This is a genomic window from Pseudomonas sp. PA-4-8C (assembly GCF_021606625.1).
Classification (GTDB): Bacteria; Pseudomonadota; Gammaproteobacteria; order Pseudomonadales; family Pseudomonadaceae; genus Aquipseudomonas; species Aquipseudomonas lactis.
This window is the reverse complement of the sequence record NZ_WKCD01000424.1, coordinates 1-3,040: the sequence shown is the minus strand read 5'-3', so window position 1 is coordinate 3,040 and position 3,040 is coordinate 1. Positions and strand designations below refer to the sequence as shown.

General features: G+C 63.5%; 2 protein-coding genes. One reads left to right on the top strand and one right to left on the bottom strand.

The features are described 5' to 3' along the window. The first annotated feature begins 284 nt into the window (after window positions 1–284). Window positions 285–1,682 carry an FAD/NAD(P)-binding protein gene (locus GIW04_RS29380; RefSeq protein WP_120248989.1) on the top strand — a complete coding sequence of 466 codons (1,398 nt, stop codon included), beginning with the start codon at window positions 285–287 and terminating at the stop codon, window positions 1,680–1,682. A 144-nt stretch (window positions 1,683–1,826) separates the two neighbouring features. Here the strand turns inward: GIW04_RS29380 and GIW04_RS29375 are convergent, their stop codons facing one another. Next, window positions 1,827–3,038, bottom strand: coding sequence for an efflux RND transporter periplasmic adaptor subunit (locus GIW04_RS29375; RefSeq protein ID WP_236479500.1), 1,212 nt, complete (start codon window positions 3,036–3,038; stop codon window positions 1,827–1,829). Window positions 3,039–3,040 lie beyond the last annotated feature (2 nt).

Genomic DNA, 3,040 nt, shown 5'->3' with positions numbered 1-3,040 from the left:
GTATCTGTCTGTGCATCGGCTCTCCATTTCATTGCCAACTGCCACGGCCCGCCTTGCTCTCGCAGCGTTTCAGTCAAAGACAATCCTAATTGCCCAGGCCATGCTAATGCCCGCGAGTAGCGGGTGAGGCTCCTGATCGCTGAGCACACTGTCAATGTCGCGTTCAACTATGCATCTCAGAGCTACGTGCTGGATACTGGGCGGGTGGTCCTGAGTCGCAGTACCGCGCCGTTGTTGGTGCGGGACATGACATTTGTCTGGGCAAACAGTAAGGGTGAACCAGCATGAATCAATCAACTCGCAACGCTGACGTGCTGATCATCGGTGGTGGCCTGAGCGGCACAATGCTGGCCGTGCAACTGCTGCGCCTGCCGGGCACGCGGCGCATCCTGGTAGTCGAACCCCGTGCTGAGCTGGGGCGAGGCGAAGCCTATAGCGCAGTCGAGCTGGGCCATACGTTGAACGGCAATGCCGCACGCATGAGCGTTGATCCGGACAATGCCGACGACCTGACTCAGTGGCTCACCGACTACATCAGCGCCGGGGGATGGCCCGAGTCGTACCAACAGCATGTGCCCATCAGCGAGCTGTTCCCGCCACGGGGGCTTTTCGGCCTTTACGCCCAGCAGCGCCTGGCGCAAGCCAAGGCAGTGTCCACCTCGACCGTCGAGCACATCCGCGCCGAAGGGGTAGACCTGCAAGTCGATGCCACCTCGGCGGTGTTAACCCTCGATACTGGCGAGCAACTGCGCGGCGCCTGTGCGGTATTGGCCACCGGCATGTTCCCGGCGGCGCGCACTCCGCAGACCGAATCCACAGGTTTGAACGCCGCTGCGCTGGATCCTTGGGATGTACGCGCAATGACCCAATTGGCCCCCCAATCGACGGTACTGATCATCGGCTCCGGCCTGACCATGGTCGATGCCGTGGTCTCCCTGGAACAGGCCGGGCATCGCGGGCCTATCGAGGTTTTTTCGCGCCACGGCTTGTTGCCCCATGTACGCCGGCAACCGCCCACCTGGGACGACTTCCTTGCCGCCGACCACAGCCTGAGCAGCCCCCGACAGTTGCTGGGTGAAGTACGACGCCAGTGCCAGCTCGCGCTGGAGCAAGGCGTCGACTGGCAGGCACCGCTGGACACGGTGCGCGTGCACATAGCGCGCCTGTGGAGCCAGGCCAGTGAGGCCCAGAAGCGCCAGTTCGTGCGGCATGTGCGTCCCTGGTGGGAAAGCCACCATCACCGTTCGCCGCCAATGAGTGCGCAATTGGTGGAGCGCTTGCAGGGGGAAGGGCGGCTGCGGATTCATGCGGCGTCGTTCAAGGGCTTGGTGCCGTCGCAAAAGGGGGTTGCCATTGCGCTGCGCTACCGTGGTGAAGAGATGATCAATCAGGTTGTAGGCGCCGCGCTGATCAATTCCAGCGGCATCGAATACGACTGGCGCCGGGTGGCCCGGCCGTTGCCGCAGCAATTGCTCAAGCGCGGGTTGGTCCAGCCTGGGCCGTTGGCGCTGGGGATTGCGGCGGATGCGACGGGGGCGGTGCTGGATGCTCGGGGCCAGGTCAGCCCGCGACTGTTCGCCATGGGGCCGCCGTTGCGGGGGATGTGGTGGGAAAGTACGGCGGTGACCGATGTGGCGCTGCAGGCCAAGGCGCTGGCCGCCAGGCTTACGACAGCTATCTAACGGATGCCACAGGGCCAAATGTAGGAGCTGGCTTGCCTGCGAAGAGCCTGAGGGCACCGCGTTTGTTCAGGAAGCACGCGTTATCGTTGACGTTTTTCGCGAGCAAGCTCGCTCCTACAGTTAGGGCATACTCGGGATCGAGGGTCAGTGATTGACTCCCCCGACCCTCACAAACCCCGCCTCAAGCCCAAACACCTCAACCCCCTGCGGCGTCGATTGCCCGGTGGTCACGTTCACCCGCTGCACCGGTTTATCCATCGCCGCCCGATACTCCACTGTCATGTCCGCCTGGATCGCCTGGCTGGGAATCACGATCGCCTGGTCATTGTTGTAGGTGACGATAGTCAAGCGCGCACTCATGCCCAGGCGCACCCGCTGCAACTGTTGCGGTGTCAGCTTGGGGATCGACAAGGTCACCGGAAACTGCGCGCTGCCCTGGCTGTCGCTGGCGATGGCCAAGCCGCTGACCACGCTGACCGAACCCGTCAGCCGTTCGCCATCAAAGCCATCGCCCATCACTTCCACGGCCTGGCCCTGACGCAACTGGTTGATATCCAGCTCTGAGACCTTGGCGACGATTTTCAACTGTTCGATATTGGCCAGGCCGAACAGCACCTGGCCCTGGCTGACCTTGCTGCCGGCCTGCACCGGCGCGCTGTTATTGCCGCCGCCTTGAGCCGTGTTGGTGCTGCCGGGTGCCGGTACCACGATGCCGGAGAAGGGCGCCTTGACCTCCTTGCCTTCGAGCAGGGTTTGCAAGGCTTCGTACTTCACCGTGGCATTGGTCAGTTCCATTTCGGCGATCTGCCGGTATTCGCCCTGGCCTTGGTCCAGGGCTTGTTGCAGCTCACTGCGCGCCGCCGCCAAGTCCAATTGCTGTTGCTGGGTTTGCTGCTTGAGGTCGTCCAGTTCGTTGCGGGGGATGATGCCGCGCTTGAACAGGTTTTCGCTCTCGGTGAGTTTGCGTTGGGTGTTGCCGGCGGTCATTTCAGCGGTGCGTAAACTGCGGCGGGCACGGCTGACGGTGGGGCTGCTGCCCCAGTCCTGCATTTCCTGCACGGTGCGCCGGGCCTTGAGTTGTGCGGAGAGGGCATCGCGCAGTTGCACTTCCAGCGTCGCTGGGTCCATGCGTAACAGGACCTGGCCGGCTTCGACGCGCTGACCTTGTTCGACCAGGTTGGCCAGCACATTACCGTCGAACGGTGCCGTCAGGGTGACGGTGGTCTGCGGCTCGATCTTGCCCACCAGGCCGATCTGGTGCACCAGCGGGTCGGGCTTGACGGCCAGCCACTGCTCGGCCGTGCTCGCTGGCTCGGCCGTGCTCGCTGGCTCGGCGCCGCCGCGTTGGCTGAGCAGGC